Origin of the sequence: Sulfurospirillum diekertiae (assembly GCF_002162315.1) — a bacterium.
Lineage (GTDB): Bacteria > Campylobacterota > Campylobacteria > Campylobacterales > Sulfurospirillaceae > Sulfurospirillum.
Map to the genome: position 1 here is coordinate 102102 of NZ_CP021416.1, position 17476 is coordinate 119577.

Here is a 17476-nt window from a genome sequence, read left to right on the forward strand (position 1 = left end):
ATATTAAATACAACTTATTTTAAGGCCAATTTAAAATAAAAAAGGCATTGTTTTGAGGAAGTTGATCAATTTTTAATTATATTATAACCATTGTTCTATTTCAAAATAATTTTTTATTGTTATGTATTAGAGTATATTAATAGGGTTATTTGACACTGATAGATATAGATAAACTGTAGAAAACGAGTAGCATACCCTTTTACATGTAAAGATTAGAAAAGTTTTGTTACAATTTCATAATTATAATTGATTGAATGTATAGATGACAATTAGGAAAAACAATGAAACTTTTTGGAACCGATGGTGTTAGAGGTAAAGCAGGCAAAAAACTGAGTGCTTTTATGGCGATGCGTTTGGCAATGGCAGCAGGTATCTATTTTCGTAAAAATTCTATTACGAATAAAATTTTAGTAGGTAAAGATACGAGGCGCAGTGGTTATATGATTGAAAATGCGATTGTATCAGGCTTAACGGCCGTTGGTTACGATGTAAGACAAATTGGTCCTATGCCAACTCCAGCGATTGCTTTTTTAACGGAAGATATGCGTTGTGATGCAGGTATCATGATTAGCGCATCCCATAATCCTTATTTTGATAATGGAATTAAATTTTTCGACTCATTTGGTAATAAACTAGGCGAAACAGAAGAAGCAGCCATTGAAAAAATTTATTACGATGATGCATTAATTGAAGCAAATCAAAAAATGGAATTTGATATTGGCCGTTCTAAAAGAGTTGATGATGTGATTGGTCGTTACATTGTACAAATCAAGAATTCTTTTCCTAAAGCGTTAACGCTTAAAGGATTGCGCATTGTTCTTGACACTGCCAATGGCGCGGCTTACAAAGTTGCACCAACTATTTTTAATGAACTCGGTGCTGATGTTATTATGATCAATGATGAACCTAACGGTAGCAATATTAATCTTAACTGTGGAGCATTACATCCTGAGGAACTTGGGGAAGAAGTACGCCGTCTTCGTGCAGATTTAGGTTTTGCTTTTGATGGTGATGCTGATCGCTTAGTGGTTGTTGATGAAAACGGAAATCCTATTCATGGTGATAAGCTCATAGGAAAAATTGCCACTTTTTTACAAGGGCAAAATAGGCTTGCTAACAAAGGTGTCTGTGTTACTGTTATGAGTAATCAAGCGTTAGAAGATTATCTTAATAAATCAGGTATAAAAACCTATCGTTGTGATGTAGGGGATAAAAATGTTTTAGAAGCCTTATATAGGGAAAAAATAAACTTTGGAGGCGAGCAAAGTGGGCATATTATCTTGTCTGATTTTGCTAAAACAGGTGACGCGTTAGTAGCTGCTCTTGCTGTTATGCACTGTATGCTCACAGAAAAACAAAAAGTGAGTAAATTATTTAGTCCTTTTGAGCTTTATCCTCAACTTCAACAAAATATTAAAGTCGATAATAAAATTCCTCTTGCTGAACTCAAAGGCTATGACAAGTTAGTATCCGAACTAGAAAGCAAAAAAATCCGAGTTCTTATCCGTTATTCAGGAACAGAAAATTTATTACGTATTTTACTTGAAGGTCAAGATGAAAAGCTTCTTGAAGATCGTATGGAGAAAACAGTCAAATTTTTTTAAAAGTGCCTTGAATGAATAGAAGATGGATTGTTCTTATTGCTTCATTATGTTGTGTTTTTTTTTGTAGATCAATTGATTAAAACTTTTTTTCTTAGAAGGATTTCGCTGGCAAGGGAGTTTCTTTTCATTGATTTTGACTTACAATAAAGGTGTAGCATTTTCAATGTTCGCTTTTTTAGAAGAGTATCTAAAGTATATTCAACTGTTTTTAGTTGGTGGTTTAGGTATTTATCTGTTATTTTATAAAGACATACTTCGAAACTATAGTTTTCCTATAGGAATTATTTCAGGTGCAGCACTGAGTAATATTTACGATCGCTTTATCCATGGCGGTGTTGTAGATTATTTTTTTCTGGCATTATGGTTTTGAATTTGCTGTTTTCAATTTTGCCGATGTAATGATTGATTTTGGAGTAATTCTGATTTTATATCACTCTTGGAAAAGCAAAAAAGAAGGTTAGATGCTCGATTTATCCACCTGCTATGATGAAAATAGTTGCAATTTTATTTTTTTTTGGTATAATCTCAGCTCTTAAATTGTGTGGTCGCGTAGCTCAGTTGGTAGAGCACTACCTTGACATGGTAGTGGTCGGAGGTTCGAATCCTCTCGTGGCCACCATATTTTTGTTCTCCCGTCTGTTTGGGAGTTCATACAAGTAAAAGGATCTTATTATGATGAATGATGTTATAGCCTATAAAGAAGGTGCTCTCGTCATTGACACCCAAACTGCTGCTGCCTCCTCAAAGACTTACGAAGACAAAATCTTATTTGATAATTCAAAAGATGCTCTTGAAGTAATCCGCCACTCATGTGCACATTTAATGGCTCAAGCGATTAAAGCATTATATAAAGATGCACAATTTTTTGTCGGACCTGTCATTGAAGACGGTTTTTATTATGATTTTCGTGTTAATGAAAAGATTGGTGATGCTGATCTTAAAGAGATTGAAAAGAAGATGGCAGAGCTTGCTACTGCTAAGTTGCCAATTGAGAAGATTTATACGACTAAAACGGCTGTTATTAAACGTTTTGAACATGACAATCTTAAACAAGAAGTTTTGCTAAGAATTCCTGATGGTGAAGTATCTATTTATAAACAAGGGGATTTTGAAGATTTATGCCGTGGACCTCACGTTCCCAATACTAAATATCTTAGATTTTTTAAACTGATTAAAGTTGCAGGTGCCTATCTTGGTGGTGATGAGAAACGTGAAATGCTAACACGTATTTACGGTATAGCTTTTGCAGATAAAGAGAGCCTCAAAGATTATATTACTATGATTGAAGAAGCAAAAAAGAGAGATCATCGCAAAATCGGTAATGAACTTAAGCTCTTTACCTTTGATGATGAAGTAGGTGCAGGTCTTCCAATTTGGTTACCCAATGGTGGTAAATTAAGAAGTAAGTTGGAACAACTCCTTTTTAAAGCACATCGCAAGCGAGGTTATTTACCTGTAAGAGGGCCAGAACTTCTAAAATCTGATGCATGGAAAATTAGTGGTCATTACCAGAATTATGGTGAGAATATGTATTTCACTGTCATTGATGAGTCTGAATATGGCATTAAACCAATGAACTGTTTAGGGCATATTAAAGTATTTCAAAGTGAAGTGAGAAGTTACCGTGATTTACCACTTAAATTTTTTGAATACGGTGTTGTACATCGTCATGAAAAAAGCGGTGTACTCCATGGGCTATTCCGCGTGCGTGAATTTACTCAAGATGATGCTCACATTTTCTGTACACCGGATCAAATTAAAGAAAATGTTATAGAAATTTTAAGTTTTGTCGATTCTATTATGAAAACATTTGGATTTAAGTATGAGATGGAAATTTCGACTCGCCCTGAGAAATCAATTGGTGATGAAAAATACTGGGAGGCAGCAACGGAAGGCTTAAAGAATGCACTTGATGAAAACGGCATTCATTATGGCATTGATGAAGGTGGTGGAGCTTTTTATGGCCCTAAAATTGACATTAAGATTACCGATGCGCTTAAACGTAAATGGCAATGTGGAACCATTCAAGTTGATTTTAATTTGCCAGAGCGTTTTGATATTTCCTACATTGATGCAAACAATGAACATGCACGTCCAGTCATGCTACATCGTGCAATTTTGGGTTCATTTGAGCGTTTTATTGGTATTTTGATTGAACATACATCGGGAGAATTTCCATTCTTCCTTGCACCAACGCAAGCCGTGATTATTCCAATCTCAGATGCACATTTGGCTTATGCTAAAACATTAGCAAATGAACTTATGGCTGAAGAAATTGATGTAGAAGTCTCTTCCAAAAATGAGAGCCTCAATAAACGCATTCGCAATGCAGAAACGATGCGCGTGCCAATGATTTTGGTCATTGGTGATGCCGAAGTTGAAGGACAAAGTGTTGCCGTAAGAGATAGACGCGAAAGAACACAGTATAATTTGACAAAAGAAGCATTAATATCAAAAATGAAGGAGAAACTTAGTGAGGTACACTTTTGAGTAAAGACAAAGATGTCATACTGAACGACGAGATCAGGGCAGCTGAGGTAAGATGTGTTGGTGATGATGGTACACAATATGGCATTATTACCAGAAAAGAGGCTCTTGCAAAAGCGGATGAGCTAGGACTAGATCTCGTTTTAATCGCACCTGATGCAAAGCCCCCGGTTTGCAAAATTATGAACTATGGTAAGTTCAAATACCAACAAGAAAAAAAACTGAAAGAAGCACGTAAAAATCAGAAAATTATTGAGATCAAAGAGATCAAGCTTTCTGTAAAAATTGCTGCTAATGATGTTAATTATAAAATCAAACATGCTCGAGAGTTTTTGGAAGAGGGCAAACACGTACGTTTTAGGGTATTCTTAAAAGGGCGAGAGATGTCTAATCCAGAGATTGGAGAGCAGGTTTTAGAAAGTCTTTGGCCAATGTTGGAAGATATTGCTGAGCGTGAAAAAAACGCCAAAGCTTGAAGGTCGTTATATTAATATGTTGGTTACTCCTAAAAAATAACCTATAACTCGTCGTAACTTTTCTTTATTTTAATCCTCTCTAAGGAAAATTAAGCTATTATAGCCGTTTTCTAACGCTAGAGGGGATATTTCCTCATTTAGATTTTAGAATAAATATAAGGAGTATGCATGCCGAAAATGAAAACGGTACGCGGTGCCGCTAAGCGTTTTAGAGTAGGTAAGAGCAAGATTAAAAGAGGCGCAGCCTTTAGAAGTCATATTCTTACTAAAAAACCAACGAAAAGAATGCGTGGTTTGAAAGAATCTAAAGTTGTAGATGCACGCGATGAGAAGTCCATTAAATTAATGCTTTGTAAAGCATAGTTTAAAAAGAGTTTTTGACAAGAGTCATTCACCCTACATGTAATGTTCCCCTCATAATGAGGGTAAGTTCCCGAGACGGGACACCGACATTGATTTATTTGGTCAAGGAGACACCATGGCAAGAGTAAAAACAGGTATCGTCAGAAGAAGACGTCACAAGAAAATTTTAAAGATGGCAAGAGGCTTCTTTAGTGGAAGAAGAAAACACTTTAGAAAAGCAAAAGAGCAAATAGAGAGAAGTTTAGTTTATGCATTCCGTGATAGAAGACAAAAGAAAAGAGATTTTAGAAGACTTTGGATCACACGTATTAACGCAGCATGCAGACTTAATGACATTAGCTACTCACGCTTCATCAATGCGCTAAACAAAGCAAATATTGATTTAGACAGAAAGATTCTTGCAGATATGGCGATGAATGACCCTGAAGCCTTTGCAACTGTTGTAAAACAGGCAAAATCAGCGCTTTAATACACTCCACATATAAGACGAATGGTTAGCATGCCATCGTCTTATTTCCTCTTATACTTTCAGAACTTATTCCATTAATATAAAATCTAGGATTTGAGATTGTAAAAAGGAGAAAGTGTATACAAGAGAAGATTTAAACTTCTTATCTTGCATACACAAATAGTATTTTAAGGCTGAACATCACTTCGTTTAGGATAGATAAAAATTGTATGTCGATTAACAATAATCTTTTCCTTTGCATCAACAGCATATGCTTTAATTGTAATTGGCAAATCTTCGCCTTCTTCTCTTAGCTCTTTTGGTGCAGCATTAAGAATAACAACTTTCTTCATTTTTTCACCTGCTTTCAATAAAAAAGGCTCACTTGGTTTATCAATTTTGATATCTTTATTTGAAATTTCAAAATAGTATGTATGATCTTTAGTGTCAGTATTTTGAAATAAGAATGTATAGACATTTTCAACTGTTTTACCATCGTCTGCCATTTTGTAAAGTTGGCTAGTTCTATTAATATTTAAAAGCATATACTCTTTTTGAGTTCCCATAGCAAAGAGCCCGATAAGTGCAATACTAAGGGCAACCATATATGCAATGGTTCTAAAACGAAAATATTGTGTTTTAACACCTTTTTCTGCTGCATTATAACTTGTCCATGTAATGAGAGAAGGTTTACCTAGTTTTTCCATAACAGGGGTACATGCATCTGCACATTCCAAACAGTTAATACACTCTAGTTGCATTCCCTTACGAATGTCAATATGCGTTGGGCAAACTCTAACGCATGCCTCGCATCCTGTACAATCATCGGTTGCTAAAGGTGGTTTGCTACTAAGCTTCATTCCTTTTGCATCATAGATTTGACCACCGCGCTTTACATCATAAATTGTTTGAATGGTGTTTTCATCAAAAAGTGCAGATTGAATACGTGCATAAGGACAAATATAGACACAAAAATTTTCTTTAAGTGCAACGACATCGTAGATCAAAAAAGTAGTAATGCCTATTAAAAAGCCATACATAATTGTGTTATCCAAAGGATGTTGAAGGTAAACAAAAAAATCTTCAGGAGGGATGAAATACCACAAAAAGTTTGATGCTGCGAGAAGCGCTAGACATGCCCAAATAATGATAGCTATAAAGCGCTTTACGATCTGATTTTCAGGTTCTTTTTGTTTGTTATGAATATTTTTACGAATTCCTAACAGTTTGGTTTGTATAAGATCACGAAAAATAACTCTAAAAATCGTTTGTGGACATGACCAACCACACCAAACTCTACCCCCGAGAGTTGTAATAAAAAAGATACCTAAGAAAAAAAGCATAATGACAAAAGGCATTAAGTAAAGTTCTTGCATATCGAAAGCAGTAAAGAAAAGGTTTAACTGCTTTTTATCAAAACTAAGCAAAAAGAAGTGTTTACCTTCTATGGTGATAAATGGCAAAACAAGGGATATAAATGTAATAATGCCAAAACTCATATAGCGTTTCAACCTATAATAAGTAGGCTGAGTTGAACAATCGTTGCTACAATTCATGTACGGTTCCTTCTGTGTAATCTACTGGTGGTTTAATGAGTGAACATTCTTTCGAAATAGAAGATTTTAGTGTGAGTGGTGGTTGTTTGGATGATTTAAGGAGCGAAAATTTAGCTTTTACAAGCTCTTTTAGTCCTCTAGAATTTACATAGTCTTTTAATGAAGTACGACTAACCTTTAAAATTTTTGCAATTTCACTAATAGAAGTGCTTTTTTCAAGGAGTTCAATAACATAAGGGCGATGGACGTCAAATTTTGATTTTGACATTCTACCTTTTGGCCTTCCTTGCGTTTTTTCTTTATCAAGTTGTTTATTGAGCTCTCTTTGTTTAACAAGAAGATCAAGTAAAATTAAAGGTTTTGAGTCGACATGAATACAGGTATTGACATCGGCAATATGTATAGAAATGGAACGTGTGAGTAGACATTCGAAGATTTTGACTAACTCTTCAACATTGTTAGAGAAGGTTAAGAGATCAAAGATGAGAATATGATCATTTTTAGAAAGAGATCGCAAGAAGCCTTTGAACTCTTTACGTTCTTCAAGTTCTAATGTCGGATCCGAATTTTCGATCTCAGTAGTATCGATTTCGATATCATGATGATGAGCATATTTCAAGATTTGTTTCTGTTGAACGACCATTGAAGAGTCATTACTCCTCGCCTTTAAAAGGACAATATTCATAAAAATGTCACCTTTTTATCATTGTTTTATTTGAAAGTATACATTTAATGACGTATAAAGTCAATATAAAATTAGCTTTTATCGTCAATTTTATATTATAAGCATTAATACAGATAATCAGGGAAATGATTTAAGCTTACATGTAATTGTAGTTAGATAAAATGCATTCCTAAATTCATCAGAAAGGTGGTGGATAGAGTATGCCAGGAATTAAAGTACATCCTAACGATTCGTTTGACGAAGCGTATAGAAAGTTTAAAAAACAAGTTGATCGTAACCTAGTTGTAACTGAAGTGCGTGCAAGACGTTTCTATGAAACAGCAACAGAAAAACGCAAAAAAGATAAAATTAGTGCTCGCAAAAAACAGTTGAAAAGACTTTATATGCTTCGCCGTTACGAGTCACGACTCTAACACACACAGCCAAGAAGTTATCTTCTTGGCTTTTCTTCTTGTCCTTCAAAACAATTTCCTCAAACTAAACTAAACTAAGCTGTGATAACATAAGAACAAATATATTTCTCTTCGTTAGCAAAGGGTCATCAAGATGGATAAAAAACTAACTGTTATTGAGGCAGCAAAGCTTTTAGGCGTGAGCAAAGAGGCTATCTACAATCGTTTGCGACGTGGTTCCTTGCAAAGTATTATTGAAAATGGTGTCAAGTACATTTTACTAACAAAAAGTAGTCTAAAGGAAGGTCCATCGATCCGCAAAATAGACAATATGGCAGAGAATGCTTATGTTGAGCTTCTCAAAGTACAACTTGAAGAGATGAAACTTAAAAATGAAAAACTTGAGGCGGATAAAGAGCGTCTCATCGCCGATAAAGAACGTTTGTTGATTGAATCAAAAGAAAAAATCGAAATGATCTATAAAGAGAGAGATGAGCAACTTAAAGCGATTCTGACTTTAGCCAATCGACAAATTACACACACAGGGAATGAAGCATCTACTAACACACCTACGACTATCGTTCCTTCTAGTGCTACCACAGCTTCACAAACACCTTTTTCATTTGAAGAAGCAGACGTTTTAGATGAAGATGAAGAGAATAGGGTCGTGGAAGATATGTTTGAGTCTTATAGTGATTGGAGAGATTTGAGAAGTTATCTCAAAGAAAAAGGATTTTCCAAAAAAGAAAAACAACATATCAGTGATAAAATTGGTAAAAAGATAGGTCAACTGAATGATGTTATGGATAAAAATGGCAAACTTTTTATCAAAAAGGGTAAAAAACTTAAAGAAATTCTAGGAGAGTAAAAATCGTGCAGTATATCCGTAAAATTTCAGATTATATGATCGCAGGAGGCATTGGTGTAATGGTTCTTGTAAGTATGCAAGGCTGTGATCAAAAAGATGAGAATAAAAAATGCTCTTGCAGATGCAGCAAAAACACAAGGAGCACTTGTCATTGTTGATGAAAGCGCTACAGGAGAGTATAAAATAGCCGAAGAGTATCCAAGTTCAACCACACGTGTTATTGTTCGAAAACCTGATGGAAGCGAGCGGATTTTATCACAAGCTGAAATAGATGCTTTAGTCAAAGAAGAGGCAAAAAAAATTGATAACAACACATCTCCTCTGACCAATTCAAATATGAGTTCAGGACAAATGGGATTGGGCGGCATTCTACTCTCAAGTATTGCTGGAGGTATGATTGGTAGTTGGATAGGTGGAAAGCTTTTTAATAACCCAACATATCAAAATCAAAGAGCAACCAATTATTCAAGTCCGCAAGCTTATTCTCGTAGTACAACTAGTTTTAACAAACCAATGTCCACCTCTAGCACAAGCAGTACAACGAAAAGCAGTGGCTTTTTTGGCTCAAGTTCTGGAAGTGGTAGCTCATCTAGTGGTACTTCAAGTTCAAGCGTACCTTCAAGTTCAGGAAGTTAATGATGTTACATGTAGAAAAAATAAAACCGTTAAGTAAGGAATTTTTGGAGTCAATTGGTTTTTATTGGCATACGGATACGGATCAAACATCGTATGTTGCCGATGAGTTAGTGCTTGTCTGTAATGATGAAGTTGAAGCCTATTATGAGGCAGCCAATGAGCTTTATGATATGTTTGCTGATGCTGGGCAATATGTGATTGACAATAATCTATTTCATGAATTAAATATTCCATTCAATTTAGTTGATCTGATCAAAAACTCATGGGCAAATGACGTACATTGGCATCTCTATGGCCGGTTTGATTTTGCAGGTGGCGTTGATGGTAAGCCGATTAAACTGATCGAATTTAATGCAGATACCCCAACATCGTTGTATGAAACGGCCATTATTCAATGGGCAATGCTTAAAGCCAATGGTATGAATGAAGCGAAGCAGTTCAATACTGTTTTTGAAGCACTCAAAGAGAATTTCAAACGTCTTGTGGTACTTGATGGCAATACAGAAGATTTTGCTGCCTCTTATGAGGGATGGAAGATTCTCTTTTCTTCAATTCGTGGTAATATCGAAGATGAAAACACGACACGTTTTCTTCAATCTGCTGCTAATGAGGCAGGCTTTCATACAGATTTTGCCTATGTCGATGAGGTTCAATTTAGTGGAAAAGAAGGTATTTTTAAAGGGGAAGAAAATTTCGAATTTTGGTTCAAACTTATTCCTTGGGAAAATATTGCAATAGAAGAGGGTGACTTGGCACTTCTTTTAGACGAGATGGTCAAAGAGCAACGCGCAATTATCATTAATCCTGCTTATACATTACTGTTTCAAAGTAAAGCTTTTATGAAAATTTTATGGGATCTTTTCCCCAATCATCCATTGCTCCTTGAAACTTCCTATGAACCGCTTACAGGTAAAAAGCAAGTTGAAAAAAGAGCCTTTGGACGAGAAGGTGCTAACACGATTATTTACGATACAGATATGTCTGTTATGGCAAAAGTTGAGGGTGATTATGGTAATTTTAAACCAATCTATCAAGAGTATGTGGAACTTCCAAAAGACGTTGAAGGGAAATCTTATCAAGCGGGTGTTTTCTTCGCGTATGAGGGTTGCGGACTAGGCTTTCGAAGAGGAGGGCTCATTATGGAGAACTTCTCAAAATTTGTTGGGCATAGAATAAAGGACTAAGTAATGAAGATTGTTTTTTTAGATGCTACAACGATGGGAAATGATATTGATTTAGAGCTATTTCAACAATTTGGGATAATTGAGGCATTTGAGACGACAACTGTGTCTGAGCGTGTTGAACATATTAGCGATGCTAAAATTATTCTGACCAACAAAGTTGTTATTGATAAAGAAGTGATGGATGCTTGCCCTAATTTAGGGTTGATTTGTATCACAGCTACAGGGACGAATAACGTTGATTTGGAGTATGCTAAAGAGAAGGGTATTGTTGTTAAAAACGTTGCTGGCTATTCAACTGCATCGGTAGCGCAAACTACGATGATGTTGGTTCTAAACCTCTTGGGTCAATGCGGCTACTATAACCAATTTGTCAAATCAGGGCAATGGACAAAAACCTCTATTTTTACCCATTTAGATCGCTCTTTTTGGGAGATTAAAGGGAAGCGTTGGGGCATTGTTGGGTTAGGAACAATCGGTAAAGAGGTCGCAAAAATTGCTTCTGCATTTGGCGCAAATGTAGTGTATTTTTCAACCAGTGGCACTAACAATGATAGTAATTATGAACGTGTTAGTCTTGAAGTAATGATGCAAACATGTGATGTGATTTCCATCCATGCACCACTAAATGACAAAACAAAAAATTTGATTGCCAAAGAGCAATTCAATCAAATGAAAAAAAGTGCTATTCTTGTCAATGTTGGACGGGGAGGTATCATTAACGAAGATGATTTACGTGAAGTGATTGATACCAAAGAGATTTATGTAGGGCTTGACGTATTGGCAGTTGAGCCGATGATAGAGCATCATCCACTTTTACATGTAAAGCATCCTGAACGCTTAATTATTACACCCCATATTGCGTGGGGGAGCATTGAAGCTAGGCGTGAACTGATGCGACAAGTTGGCGAAAATATCAAAGAATATCTAAGACACTAAGGAGAATATATGGCAGCAAAAGAGCATAGTTTTGATATCACAGCAGAGATTGATAAGCAAAAGTTTAAAGACGCGTATGAGCAAGCGAAAAAGGTTATCACGAATCGATGGGATTTTAAAGGCATTACGTGTGAGTTTGAACACAATGAAAAAGCCAAGACAGTGACACTTATCACAACCACGGATACGAAAGCTGATGCAATGGTTGAAGCACTCATTTCAGAGGCTATCAAACGTGAGATCTCTTCGAAAGCACTCAAAGAGACGAAACGTGAAGTTGCCGGCGGCAATAAAACCAAAGTAACGGTGAGTATTGTCGATGCAATTTCTGGCGATGATGCTAAAAAGATTGTTAAAGAGATTAAAGAGCTCAAACTTAAAGTCCAAGCTTCGATTCGTGGCGATGTTGTCAGAGTTGAAGGCAAAGCAATTGATGATTTGCAAGAAGCTATTAAAGCGATTCGTGGGTGCGATTTTGATTTCCCTGTAAATTTTACTAACCTCAAGTAACCTATGGAACAAGAAGTCCCTCCTATTATTGAGATTATTCCCAAAATAAAAGGGTTTTGGTGTCGCGTAGTGATGTTTAGCCTTTATGGTCTGTTAACATTTACTCCATTTCTTGTGGGTAGTTGGTTAGGCTATTCCTATAATATCGTAATAGGAATAGCCTTTTTCCTTTTTTTAACCTTGGTAAGTGGTGTCATAAGTTCAAAAATGCGTGTTTGTTCAATTCCTTTTGAACAGCGAGAAATGAGTTATTCAACAATGGCAATCGTGAAATGGTATCTCGCAAAAAACATTTGTTTAAAAAACTAAACTATACTTTACATGTAAAACCAACTATCAAGAGAAAATAAATGAAATTTAAAATGACCCGCAATCAGCTTATCGTTGTTGTAGCACTTTTTTTAGTGTTTTTTGACAATATTTCTTTTTTTAAACATGTTACGCAAGTCTATGATGTATCCATTGCCAATAGTGGCTTTTTACTCTCTTTAGGCGTTGTATTAGTTGCTAGTATAACAGTCTTGCTGAGTTTATTCGCTTCACGTTATACTCTAAAACCACTCGCAATAGCATTTTTATTGCTTGCCTCGTTAACAAATTATTTTATGAATACTTACAACGTCATTCTTGATGATACAATGATCCAAAATGCCATGGAAACCAATGCCAATGAGTCATTGGATCTTGTAAACTGGAATCTTTTAGGGTATTTCTTTTTCTTGGGTATTATTCCTTCATTTTTAATTTATCGTGTACCTATCCTTCATGGAAGTTTCAAACAAGAGGCTTGGAATAAGGCAAAAAGTATTGGTATTGCTCTTGTTTTGATTGCAGTGATGCTATTTGCTTTTAATCGTTTTTACACCTCATTTTTTAGAGAAAATAAACCTTTACGTTACTATACTAATCCAACGTATTGCCTTTACTCTGCAGGAAGTTATATATATAATAGCTTTTATAAGAAAGAAGCAACATTAAAACAAATTGGCCTAGATGCAACAAAAGAAGAGGGTGGAACTCGTAAATTGACTATTGTCGTTGTGGGTGAAGCGGCTCGTGCCAATCGCTTTTCACTAAATGGTTATGAAAGACAGACCAATCCTTTACTGCAAAAAGAGGATATTATTAATTTCTCAAATGTCTATTCTTGTGGAACATCGACTGCTATCTCCGTACCATGTATGTTTTCTAATTTAGGACGCCAAAACTATAGTGATAAAGAAGCGAAGTCAACTGAAAATGTTATCGATGTACTTAAACATAGCGGTGTCAATGTATTGTGGAGAGACAATAATTCTGATTCCAAAGGCGTTGCTTTACGGGTAGAGTATCACGATTATAAAATAAGTCAAAACAATACACTGTGTGAAGATGAATGTCGTGATGAGGGAATGTTAGTAGGGTTACAAAAATATGTTGATGCACAAAAAGGTGATATTGTTATCGTCCTTCATCAGATGGGTAATCATGGTCCAGCGTATTATAAACGCTATCCGAAAGCATTTGAAAAATTTACCCCAGTATGCCAAACCAATCAGGTCGAAAAATGCAGTGCTGAAGAGATCGGAAACGCATATGATAATGCTATTTTATATACGGATTATTTTCTCTCTAAAACCATTGCTTTTTTAAAACAGAATGACCAAAATTTCCAAACGTCAATGATTTATATGGCAGACCATGGAGAATCTTTGGGTGAAAAAGGGCTCTATTTGCATGGGATTCCTTATTTTATGGCTCCCGAAGAACAGACACATATAGGGGCATTGATGTGGTTTGGTTCTCAAAGCAAGGAACGCATTGATGTAGTATCTCTCACGCAAAGATCATCACAAGAATACTCACATGACAATCTTTTTCATACAATTTTAGGTGTGATGGGGGTTAAAACAGCACTCTATGATCGTACAAAAGATATACTAACCTACAAACATCAATAAAGGCTTAGCGTGAGAAACCAACCGAAATATCATTTTTTTAAAAATACAACCTATGCGCTCAAGGGTTTAAAAGATATGATCGCTAATGAGACTTCATTTAAAATAGAGCTGGGGCTTGTAGTGATTTTACTTCCTGTTCTATATCTGCTCCCTTTGGATCTTTTGTATAAACTCGTGATGTTTATAGCGCTTATGGGCATTCCTATGGCAGAAGCGATTAACAGTGCAATAGAACGTGTGACAGACCTTGTAACGCTTGAGTATCATGAAATGGCGGGGCGTGCAAAAGATGCAGGCAGTTCTGTTGTCTTTTTAAGTATCGTTATTTTTGTAGTTGTGTGGGGATTTTCACTTATTCACTTTTACATGTAAAGATGCAAGGCTAAACTTTAGCCTTGCAAATAGCGATAAATAGCCACCTAGAGCGTATTTTTAAAGACAACGACAAGTCCCCATGTAATGAAAACTAATGCCCAAATAATCATAATACCAACCGTCGTATTAGCCAGTTTTGTCACAGTACCATCTGCGGTATAAAGACCTTTGGTGCGTCCTGCTCTCCATGCTAAGGTGAGCATAAATCCAACACCTGTAAATCCAACACAGACAAAGGTAGAGAGGAACATAATAACCGTTGGCCAGTCGATGTTCATTGGATAATCGTAGATGCTGTAACCGTATTTGCTCATGATGTTCATACGAATTACTTCACGGAGTGTTGAAATCAAAAGTGCTGTGACCACTAAAACAATGGTTGTAATGTAGCTATTGCTCTCTTTGATGACCATGAAAAGTAAAATAAGCACAAAAAGCACAATGGCAAGTACCAATGGATGGAGAAGCATATTGAGTGTGAGTACCCAAACGGCAAAAAGAACGGCACTAACGAGCAATCCTACGATGGCTATTTTTTTACCAAGGTTTTTCACAAATGCGAGATACTCCGCGGTATACCCATCGCATTTTGAGGTGTAATCTACATAGTTAAGTAAAAAGATACCTGTAACGGGCGCGCTAAGACTGACCATAAAGGCCAATCGTAAAAGATCAATGTGTAAAACCGTTCCTGATGTATCGATCACACCATTGGGTGCGTACCAGTTCATCCATTGTTCAGGTTGAATGGATTCGTTAGCAAACGCGTGCATTAAGACACCTGCTCCGATGAAAGCAACAAAAGAGACGATGCCTATGATTCCTGCCATAGGAGAGTTGCTTCTATTGGCATAATAGAACCAATACCAAAGAGAGTATGCTAACACAAGAATATAGATGAAAGCAACGACCCAAAGCCCAGAAATGGTATTTGTGACATACCAGTTAGCATCGTAAATAACTTGCGTGAATAAAAGAGGTGCAACCCCTAAAACAATCAGTAAAGAGACACTAATTTTTGCCACTTGTGTCATATGACTGCTCAACTTTTTCCAGTTCTCATCAATCGCTTTTTTAGCAGAACCTATCAATGCAAGGGGTATACTTCCTAATGCTAAAAGAACAAAAGCAATATGCAATGCCCATGTTAAAATATACAATGCTTGAAATACAATAGGGTAAAATGGTACGCCAGCAGGATCGCGTAGCGTGTTTAAAACAAGACCGATATCCATAGTTTTCCTCCTATTTATTTTGCGTAGCAAGCCAAGCTGCTAGCGCTTTTGTTTCATCAGCTGGTAGTTTAATCGGTGGGATATAACTACGAACTCCTGCCGCTACAACATCTGTCAATATGGTCTCAATGGTATCCGCATCCATTTCTGGGAACCTATCTGGCAATGGTCTAAACTTAGCTCCTTTTTCCAAAGAGTGGCAGTTTGAGCAGGCAATTTTAGCAATGAGCTTTCCTGCTTCAAGTTGATTTTCAGGCGTAATGGTTCTAAGATGATCTGGAATGAATGGGTCTAGTTGTAATAAACCTTTTTCTGCTACAAGTGCCATTTCAGATTTGACATGTTTGCCAGGAACATCGCGTGCAATCAGCTGATTACTATAGATGTAACGACCTGCAACATAAGGTTTACGCATACTTTCACGCATTTTTTCACCCGGCCAAACACCAATAATACCGATGACAAGCATCATTACGACGGCTAAAACGGTATTGATGGAGCGAGGAAGCACAAAAGCTAACAGCAGATAAAGTGCAATAACACTGACCACAATAATACGAGTCATGCCATCGCTTGCCCATAAAACATCGTGGAAAAGATCCCATGCACTTTGAGGCAATGTTTGGATATACCATAAAAAAGACATCATCACTGTGAGTCCGCCAATCATACCAATAACAGCTAGTTTACGGGTTAGTTCAATTCTAAGTTCTTTCTCTTTAAGACTGCTACTAATGATGAAGCCAATAATGGCTGACATAACAATCATAAAACCGATACGTAAGAACATATGAGGGAAGGTATTGATACCAAAGAATGCATCACTGGCTGAGCCTGTTTGATACCATGCTTCGGTTCCTGGCCACATCATAAAGCTGATGATACCGATAATAAGGAAAAGCGTTGAAACAGAAGCCAACGCGAACATATAGGTAAGTTTAAGATGCGTTTTGCGATCAATTTTCCCAATAGTGTAAATCAGTGTAAAGACACCAATGACCTCCACAATAAAGAAAACCCATTCTGTTGCCCATACCCAAACAAAGTTATGAATCAGCGCACTAATACCTCTTGGGCTTGCCGCTGTGGCAGTGTACCAAATACCAGGTCCTGTAATAGAGCCAATGACATAGGAAAAAATAATCAAGAACATACCATATTTCTTCATATAGTCATACAATTCTGGTCTATCTTCCTTGTACGCCTTGTGTGCTAAAAAAGCAAACAATAAAGCCGCACCCACAGACGTATGTGACGCCATAATGTGAATACTGCCCGTAATTCCCATCAGCCAAGCTGAACCAATTTGCGGAAAATAGAATAGAGGATATAATCCAATGTATTCCACCTAACACCTCCTTAAGATTTTAAAAATGGTTTGCGAAAGCAGAGTCTCTTAATACGTACTATTTTTGTGACATAATGTTGCACCAAGAGGGGAGGTGTCTCTGCCTTTGCAAACCATTTTTGATCATTACATGTAAGAATGTGCTTATGGTTAACGCAGAAAAAAGCTTAGTATTTAAGCCTTGTTTGAGTAGAATTTTTTTGCGTTGCAACAAGCACGTTGTGTTTACCCGATGTAGGTTTGGCGATCAACTCGGGTAAACAGCACTTCAAAACTAAAAATTTCCTTGTGTAAAACAATGACATATCAGTGTTAATTTAATGTTAAATTTAGAGATAGTGAAAAAGAATGGAAAAATGAAGAAGCTTGTAATATATTGTTGGTTTGATGTTTGTTTTGTTTGAAATATAGCAGTGGCTATAAGAGGAGAGAG

15 protein-coding genes, 1 tRNA gene and 3 pseudogenes are annotated in these 17476 nt (G+C 36.3%); 15 read left to right on the forward strand and 4 right to left on the reverse strand.

What is annotated here, in order from left to right; translation table 11 throughout:
- The first annotated feature begins 281 nt into the window (after window positions 1–281).
- The 7 genes and pseudogenes from glmM (at window position 282) to rplT (ending at window position 5399) form a co-directional block, all read left to right on the forward strand.
- The gene (glmM, locus tag Sdiek1_RS00550) at window positions 282–1604 is read left to right on the forward strand and encodes a phosphoglucosamine mutase (RefSeq protein ID WP_087437413.1); all 1323 of its coding nucleotides are present in this window, start codon (window positions 282–284) and stop codon (window positions 1602–1604) included.
- 36 nt (window positions 1605–1640) lie between these two features.
- Window positions 1641–2065 (forward strand): annotated as a pseudogene (lspA, locus tag Sdiek1_RS15645) (signal peptidase II).
- An 82-nt stretch (window positions 2066–2147) separates the two neighbouring features.
- Window positions 2148–2223: transfer RNA gene (locus tag Sdiek1_RS00560), tRNA-Val, on the forward strand.
- A gap of 53 nt (window positions 2224–2276) precedes the next feature.
- Window positions 2277–4094 carry a threonine--tRNA ligase gene (gene thrS / locus Sdiek1_RS00565; protein WP_192866755.1) on the forward strand — a complete coding sequence of 606 codons (1818 nt, stop codon included), beginning with the start codon at window positions 2277–2279 and terminating at the stop codon, window positions 4092–4094.
- A pseudogene (gene infC / locus Sdiek1_RS00570) lies at window positions 4091–4607 on the forward strand (translation initiation factor IF-3). Before thrS ends, infC begins: the two are co-directional and overlap by 4 nt.
- 128 nt (window positions 4608–4735) lie before the next feature.
- Complete coding sequence (gene rpmI / locus Sdiek1_RS00575; protein ID WP_087437414.1) at window positions 4736–4930, forward strand: 50S ribosomal protein L35; 195 nt, start codon at window positions 4736–4738, stop codon at window positions 4928–4930.
- A gap of 115 nt (window positions 4931–5045) precedes the next feature.
- Window positions 5046–5399 carry a 50S ribosomal protein L20 gene (rplT, locus tag Sdiek1_RS00580; RefSeq protein ID WP_087437415.1) on the forward strand — a complete coding sequence of 118 codons (354 nt, stop codon included), beginning with the start codon at window positions 5046–5048 and terminating at the stop codon, window positions 5397–5399.
- 167 nt (window positions 5400–5566) lie between these two features.
- Here rplT and ccoG read toward each other — a convergent pair whose 3' ends face one another.
- Window positions 5567–6934, reverse strand: coding sequence for a cytochrome c oxidase accessory protein CcoG (ccoG, locus tag Sdiek1_RS00585; RefSeq protein ID WP_087437416.1), 1368 nt, complete (start codon window positions 6932–6934; stop codon window positions 5567–5569).
- Window positions 6924–7619 carry a helix-turn-helix domain-containing protein gene (locus Sdiek1_RS00590; RefSeq protein WP_087437417.1) on the reverse strand — a complete coding sequence of 232 codons (696 nt, stop codon included), beginning with the start codon at window positions 7617–7619 and terminating at the stop codon, window positions 6924–6926. The genes ccoG and Sdiek1_RS00590 overlap by 11 nt, the downstream gene beginning before the upstream one ends.
- A gap of 200 nt (window positions 7620–7819) precedes the next feature.
- Between Sdiek1_RS00590 and rpsU the strand changes: the two genes are divergently transcribed.
- The 8 genes and pseudogenes from rpsU (at window position 7820) to Sdiek1_RS00635 (ending at window position 14457) form a co-directional block, all read left to right on the forward strand.
- Window positions 7820–8032, forward strand: a complete 213-nt coding sequence (gene rpsU / locus Sdiek1_RS00595; protein ID WP_025343347.1) for a 30S ribosomal protein S21 — start codon at window positions 7820–7822, stop codon at window positions 8030–8032.
- A 133-nt stretch (window positions 8033–8165) separates the two neighbouring features.
- Window positions 8166–8879 (forward strand): helix-turn-helix domain-containing protein, encoded by a 714-nt coding sequence (locus Sdiek1_RS00600; RefSeq protein WP_087437418.1) that lies wholly within the window; start codon window positions 8166–8168, stop codon window positions 8877–8879.
- A 35-nt stretch (window positions 8880–8914) separates the two neighbouring features.
- Window positions 8915–9515, forward strand: a pseudogene (locus tag Sdiek1_RS00605) (UPF0323 family lipoprotein).
- 2 nt (window positions 9516–9517) lie between these two features.
- Window positions 9518–10699 carry a glutathionylspermidine synthase family protein gene (locus Sdiek1_RS00610; protein ID WP_087439797.1) on the forward strand — a complete coding sequence of 394 codons (1182 nt, stop codon included), beginning with the start codon at window positions 9518–9520 and terminating at the stop codon, window positions 10697–10699.
- A gap of 3 nt (window positions 10700–10702) precedes the next feature.
- Window positions 10703–11635, forward strand: a complete 933-nt coding sequence (locus Sdiek1_RS00615; RefSeq protein ID WP_087437419.1) for a D-2-hydroxyacid dehydrogenase — start codon at window positions 10703–10705, stop codon at window positions 11633–11635.
- Between the two features lie 9 nt (window positions 11636–11644).
- Complete coding sequence (locus Sdiek1_RS00620; RefSeq protein WP_087437420.1) at window positions 11645–12145, forward strand: YajQ family cyclic di-GMP-binding protein; 501 nt, start codon at window positions 11645–11647, stop codon at window positions 12143–12145.
- Between the two features lie 350 nt (window positions 12146–12495).
- The gene (locus Sdiek1_RS00630) at window positions 12496–14085 is read left to right on the forward strand and encodes a phosphoethanolamine transferase (RefSeq protein WP_087437422.1); all 1590 of its coding nucleotides are present in this window, start codon (window positions 12496–12498) and stop codon (window positions 14083–14085) included.
- Window positions 14086–14094: 9 nt separating this feature from the next.
- A complete protein-coding gene (locus Sdiek1_RS00635) occupies window positions 14095–14457 on the forward strand; it encodes a diacylglycerol kinase (protein ID WP_087437423.1) in 363 nt (120 codons plus the stop codon).
- Between the two features lie 47 nt (window positions 14458–14504).
- On the opposite strand, the gene Sdiek1_RS00640 is transcribed toward Sdiek1_RS00635, so the two are convergent.
- Both Sdiek1_RS00640 and Sdiek1_RS00645 read right to left on the reverse strand, forming a co-directional pair.
- Window positions 14505–15695: a hypothetical protein gene (locus Sdiek1_RS00640; protein WP_087437424.1), complete on the reverse strand. Its 1191-nt coding sequence runs from the start codon at window positions 15693–15695 to the stop codon at window positions 14505–14507.
- A 10-nt stretch (window positions 15696–15705) separates the two neighbouring features.
- Entirely contained in the window at window positions 15706–17043 is a 1338-nt protein-coding gene (locus Sdiek1_RS00645) for a c-type cytochrome (RefSeq protein WP_087437425.1), read from the reverse strand.
- Window positions 17044–17476 lie beyond the last annotated feature (433 nt).

Coding starts and splice junctions, on each gene's coding strand:
- Sdiek1_RS00615 (WP_087437419.1), top strand. CDS start 10,703: ATGAAGATTGTTTTTTTAGATGCTACAACGATGGGAAATGATATTGAT.
- Sdiek1_RS00630 (WP_087437422.1), top strand. CDS start 12,496: ATGAAATTTAAAATGACCCGCAATCAGCTTATCGTTGTTGTAGCACTT.
- rpmI (WP_087437414.1), top strand. CDS start 4,736: ATGCCGAAAATGAAAACGGTACGCGGTGCCGCTAAGCGTTTTAGAGTA.
- Sdiek1_RS00590 (WP_087437417.1), bottom strand. CDS start 7,619: ATGAATATTGTCCTTTTAAAGGCGAGGAGTAATGACTCTTCAATGGTC.
- rpsU (WP_025343347.1), top strand. CDS start 7,820: ATGCCAGGAATTAAAGTACATCCTAACGATTCGTTTGACGAAGCGTAT.
- Sdiek1_RS00600 (WP_087437418.1), top strand. CDS start 8,166: ATGGATAAAAAACTAACTGTTATTGAGGCAGCAAAGCTTTTAGGCGTG.
- ccoG (WP_087437416.1), bottom strand. CDS start 6,934: ATGAATTGTAGCAACGATTGTTCAACTCAGCCTACTTATTATAGGTTG.
- rplT (WP_087437415.1), top strand. CDS start 5,046: ATGGCAAGAGTAAAAACAGGTATCGTCAGAAGAAGACGTCACAAGAAA.
- glmM (WP_087437413.1), top strand. CDS start 282: ATGAAACTTTTTGGAACCGATGGTGTTAGAGGTAAAGCAGGCAAAAAA.
- thrS (WP_192866755.1), top strand. CDS start 2,277: ATGATGAATGATGTTATAGCCTATAAAGAAGGTGCTCTCGTCATTGAC.
- Sdiek1_RS00640 (WP_087437424.1), bottom strand. CDS start 15,695: ATGGATATCGGTCTTGTTTTAAACACGCTACGCGATCCTGCTGGCGTA.
- Sdiek1_RS00610 (WP_087439797.1), top strand. CDS start 9,518: ATGTTACATGTAGAAAAAATAAAACCGTTAAGTAAGGAATTTTTGGAG.
- Sdiek1_RS00620 (WP_087437420.1), top strand. CDS start 11,645: ATGGCAGCAAAAGAGCATAGTTTTGATATCACAGCAGAGATTGATAAG.